A 4,404-nucleotide genomic window follows, 5' to 3' on the forward strand; every position below is an offset into this window, starting at 1 on the left:
ATTCTCTACAAAAGCTGCACAGTCTAATGACGCTTACCGGACGCCTATGATTACTGCTGGGATAGTGGCTTGCCTACTCCCGAGCTTGGGTGCACCTATAGTAGATGCTGGAGCAGAATTGCTAACTTACAAGCTTGTCGATGAACTTCTGGTCGTAAACGAGTCCGTATTGTCCTCACTGGAACAAAATAAGTACTGTTTGTTGCCAAGAGAGGGTGGTGGTTTTGTGGAGCTGTATCAATTGCCTCTTCGTTTATCTAAAATTCTCGGATGGGCAGGAGTAGCGTTTCTTTGCGCGCCGGAATCACACAAGACAAAAGCAGGTCAACAATTCGCAGACATTCTAAATAAAATATTGGAGCTGTATTCTGGTTCTGTGATTGCATTGAGTGATGCTCAAGCTTCACACTGGGAGGTCTCTCTAGCCGTGGCCAAAGCGCTGAACCTCAATGAACAAGCCGAACAGCTAATAGGATTGCTATTCAACTCTATAATAAGCTGCGAAGGCAAGCTCGCCAGATATGACATCTCCCCCGACAAAGCACTGAGCTATCTATTATCTAGAGAGTGTAATAATTTTAAGAACAACTACACCCTTGTTGAGAAACCAATTGAGACCTTATCTGTGCTATTGCGAGCGGCAAAGGTTTTTGAGCTTGAAGATATTTTGAATGAAGATTTTTGGCAGATTGACGGTCTGAGTTTTTCTTGTTATCGCCCAGACTCTTACATTAACTACTCATCAATTGTTATGGAGGGCGGAACGAACGAAGCATGGCAAATCGGTTTCGATGTTTTTCGAGTCGAGGACTTCATAAAGTCTTGGACATTATCGTACGAACTCAGCGGAAGCATTGTCTACAAGCTTTCAGTTATTGGATCGTTATTGCTCGAGGATCGTGTACCCTGGTTTTGTATTGATTATTTCCTTGAAAGTATCCAGGATTAGTTTTGACTCGCGCTGCGAGTGCGGTTGCGCAATTGTTTTTTGACTAACTCTTACACGAATGGTTGCCAAGCTTATCGTAATCAAAAAATAACAATGCCGTAACAGTTGACGAAGTGAAGTGTTGCGCCAGGTTGTGTGTGAGAAAAAATTTTCGCCTATCTGAGTATCCGCTTTTGGCTGTAAGCAGTTACTGCGTACGTCCGCTTTTGGCCGCTCTCTGCCTGTCACGATGGACGGGATTCGGCCAGAAACGGTTACTAATGGGCGTCCCCTTTTAGCTTTTCAATCATGAGATACAAATACTAATGAAAGCAATATTTGAAGACATCATCACGCGATATGGCACAAAGCGCGCAGAGTTTATCGCAGAGACCTGGCCTAAAAACCCAAAATGGCTTGATTTCATTAAGGTGTCGGACGCCCCAAGAGCGGAGGAGTACTTTGATGAGGAGATGGCGTTTTACAGGGCATTTGAGCTGGAACTTGATGCTATTCCAAAATTGAAAAATAAAAAAATCAGCGCATCTCAATGGGAGGAAGTTGCTCACTTCTTAAAAATTCACAACGAGAGACTATCCTCTCAGATTGATAACTCGACGACGCTCACCGCTACCTTCGTTTTTATGGGGTCTCTCTTTCTTCTGCTTGCAAACTACATCACCAATATTTTCTACGTTCCGTTTTCATTTCTGGCTGTTTTCGCTATACAGATTTTTCTACAGCGAATGGGGCGTCGACATGAGCTGGCTAGAAATAAAGAGCTTGTGATTATTATCGAAAATTACATCAAAAAGTGTCGCACATCTTCTTAAATTTCACTTGTAGTGAGTCGCCCTCGATTTCATGGATGGCGACTGTCCACTCTTGGCCGTCAGCGGTAACTTGTGAGCGTCCGCTATTGGCCGGAAGCAGACAAATCACGCAGTCGATTTCTGACAGATCCCTCTCGGCGCTCACCATTGAGCGCCAAGCGGGAGCGTTCGTTATGCCGTCGGCACAACATTATCCAGCGCCTGATTCACCGCCAATTCTCCCAGCATCACGACCTGCGCAATGCCCAGCAGCGTCTTGCGAATCGGCCCCTCCACCAGCGCCGCGACGTCCCCCAACATCACCGTCGCCGAACCCAGCGACTCACTGGCGTTCGCCAGCAATTCTTCGGTCGTGATTTCGGGATTGACGAGGAACAGGGTGTTGGGTGTGTAGGGCGTTGCCATGATTGGGCTGGCGGGGTTGAGGTAGTGGTCGAGGGCGCGTTCGGCGGCTTCGCTGAGTTTTCGGGAGTCGGAGGATTCGTAGGGGGAGACCGTTTCGGTTTCGGGCGGATTGGGCGTTACTTTGAACATAGGTGAAGCTCCAGGATGAATAAAGTGGAGCCATCACCTTCGCTACCAAACGAAGGGTGGTGGCCAAACGCAGGTTGGTAGACCGGTCACCTGGATACCCGGCGCATCCGAAGATGCCCTACGCATGGCCACCATAAAAACAGCGGACGAGACCGTCCCTGCAAATAGGATTGCTATGCGACAGGTAAGCCGGGCTACCAAACCCGATCGCTGCTTTTCAGCGACCGAACCACGATAAAACCCGCACCCTGGGCGCACAAGCCGGCGGATTCTGGCGTAGTCGTAGGCAATGGCGCAAGGCGTTGTAGCTAGGATGACGTAACGGCGAGTGTTTTTAAACGTGTGCGGGGAAAGGGTTAAACGTGAGGGTTTTCGGGGCTGCGCTTTTCGTGAACGGATGGTTTGGCAACGAGGAAAGCGGGGCAGTGCGACGTTTCGCTAAATCCCCTCGCGACGGGGATAGTTGTTGTGTGGAAATCAGAGGCTTCAGGGGATGGAGCAGACTCAGGCTCATCGCTGACTGGACTGACGCCTTCGCGAGCAGGCTCGCTCCCACATGGGGTTGGCGGTGTACACCCATGGTGTGGTCGATACGAAACCTGTGGAAACGAGGCTGCTCGCGAATGGCCTGTCCACGGTTCTCAGGTCTTATTCATCACCATTCTGGACACAGTGTTTGTCCAGCCGACCGATTTTTGCCGTGCGCTTCAATCCCTAACATCGTCTGCAACCCGTGACACAACACGGTTCCCCACGAGACGGTGAACATCCTGAAACTTGCAAAAATCGCTCTTCTTCTGGCCTTTGGCGGTATCGGCGCGCAGGCGTTTGCGGCGGATGAAACCGCGCCAGTCGAGGCGTACAACGCCGCCGCTCACGCAGACATCGCCCACGTGGTGTCGATCTCCGAGGCGGCCAATCAGTGCGGCGCGGTGCCGGTGCAGATGACTTATGAAGACTCGAACGGCGCGCAACATGTCATGCAATACCAAGTGATGGGCAGCGGTTGTTCCAACGGTTGATGTCAGTGCAGGCGCTGGAGGGTCGACACTCCAGGTCTGCGGCATTAAGCTTTGGCGAGTTCTTTGGCCCCGGCGATGTGTTCATCGGACGCCAGCAGTTGCGGAATGGCGGTTTTCAGGAACTCCACCCAGGTCTTGATTTTGGCGTCGACGAATTTGCGCGACGGGTAAATCGCAAACAGGTTGTATTCCTCCAGGCGGTACTGCGGCAGGACTCGCACCAGCGTGCCTCCGACCAATCCTTCGACGGCTGATGCCAGCGGCTGAATGCCGATGCCCATGCCATTTCTGATCGCCGTGGCCATGCCGTCGGCGGTGTTGATGTGGAAGGGCGAGTCAGGGATATTCTGGGTTTCCATGCCCTGTGGCCCTTCGAACACCCAGTTGTCTGCGGGCATCACCGTGTTGACGATGCGCAGGCAATCGTGCGCGGCGAGGTCGGCAGGTGTAGCGGGGTGGCCGCGTTTGGCCAGGTATGACGGCGATGCACAGAGAATGCTGTAAGTGGTGCCGAGGCGTTGCGCGACGAAACCGGAGTCCGGCAGGTCGCGGGCGAGGACGATCGACATGTCGTAGCTTTCTTCGAGCAGGTCGGGCAGGCGGTTGCTCAGGGTCAGGTCGAACATCACCGTGGGGTGAATCTCGCGGTAGCGGGCAATGGCATTGATCACGTAATGATTGCCGATGGCGGCCATGGCGTGGATCTTCAGTCGCCCGACCGGCAAGGTCTGGGCGGTGCCGGCTTCTTCATCGGCGTCGCGCAAGTCATCAAGAATTTTTTCGGCGCGCTGCAAATAACGTACGCCGGCTTCGGTCAACGCGAGGCGGCGGGTGGTGCGGTTGATCAGGCGCGTGTGCAGCCGGGTTTCGAGGCTGGAGACGGCTTTCGATACGTTGGTCGTGGTGGTGTCGAGCACGTCGGCCGCGGCGGTGAAGCTGCCGCTTTGGGCCACGGCGACGAAGCAGCGCAGGGTCTGAATAACGTCCATCGTTGTTGTTGGCTCTGTGGATGGGATGGCCATTCTAGAGTTTGCCGTGGCGGGTGTTGCAATTGTTTGCGAGCGAGGGGCGGGCGCATGGCGGGTGA

5 protein-coding genes are annotated in these 4,404 nt (G+C 52.9%); 3 read left to right on the top strand and 2 right to left on the bottom strand.

Translation table 11 applies throughout. The features are described from left to right. Positions 1–949: hypothetical protein (locus tag HT737_RS27640; RefSeq protein ID WP_182404417.1), on the top strand; the 949-nt coding region annotated here is incomplete at its 5' end. Between the two features lie 305 nt (positions 950–1,254). After that, positions 1,255–1,761 carry a hypothetical protein gene (locus HT737_RS27645; RefSeq protein ID WP_182404418.1) on the top strand — a complete coding sequence of 169 codons (507 nt, stop codon included), beginning with the start codon at positions 1,255–1,257 and terminating at the stop codon, positions 1,759–1,761. 171 nt (positions 1,762–1,932) lie between these two features. Here HT737_RS27645 and HT737_RS27650 read toward each other — a convergent pair whose 3' ends face one another. Next, positions 1,933–2,295 (bottom strand): DUF6124 family protein, encoded by a 363-nt coding sequence (locus HT737_RS27650; protein WP_095669028.1) that lies wholly within the window; start codon positions 2,293–2,295, stop codon positions 1,933–1,935. A 770-nt stretch (positions 2,296–3,065) separates the two neighbouring features. Between HT737_RS27650 and HT737_RS27655 the strand changes: the two genes are divergently transcribed. Continuing rightward, complete coding sequence (locus HT737_RS27655; RefSeq protein ID WP_182404420.1) at positions 3,066–3,317, top strand: DUF2790 domain-containing protein; 252 nt, start codon at positions 3,066–3,068, stop codon at positions 3,315–3,317. A 44-nt stretch (positions 3,318–3,361) separates the two neighbouring features. Here HT737_RS27655 and HT737_RS27660 read toward each other — a convergent pair whose 3' ends face one another. After that, complete coding sequence (locus HT737_RS27660; protein ID WP_182404419.1) at positions 3,362–4,306, bottom strand: LysR family transcriptional regulator; 945 nt, start codon at positions 4,304–4,306, stop codon at positions 3,362–3,364. Positions 4,307–4,404: the final 98 nt, after the last annotated feature.

Source organism: Pseudomonas sp. MD195_PC81_125 (assembly GCF_014060985.1).
Classification (GTDB): domain Bacteria; phylum Pseudomonadota; class Gammaproteobacteria; order Pseudomonadales; family Pseudomonadaceae; genus Aquipseudomonas; species Aquipseudomonas parakoreensis.

Excerpts from the sequence above, each read along its gene's own strand:
- HT737_RS27645 (WP_182404418.1), top strand. The coding sequence starts at position 1,255 with ATGAAAGCAATATTTGAAGACATCATCACGCGATATGGCACAAAGCGC.
- HT737_RS27650 (WP_095669028.1), bottom strand. The coding sequence starts at position 2,295 with ATGTTCAAAGTAACGCCCAATCCGCCCGAAACCGAAACGGTCTCCCCC.
- HT737_RS27660 (WP_182404419.1), bottom strand. The coding sequence starts at position 4,306 with ATGGACGTTATTCAGACCCTGCGCTGCTTCGTCGCCGTGGCCCAAAGC.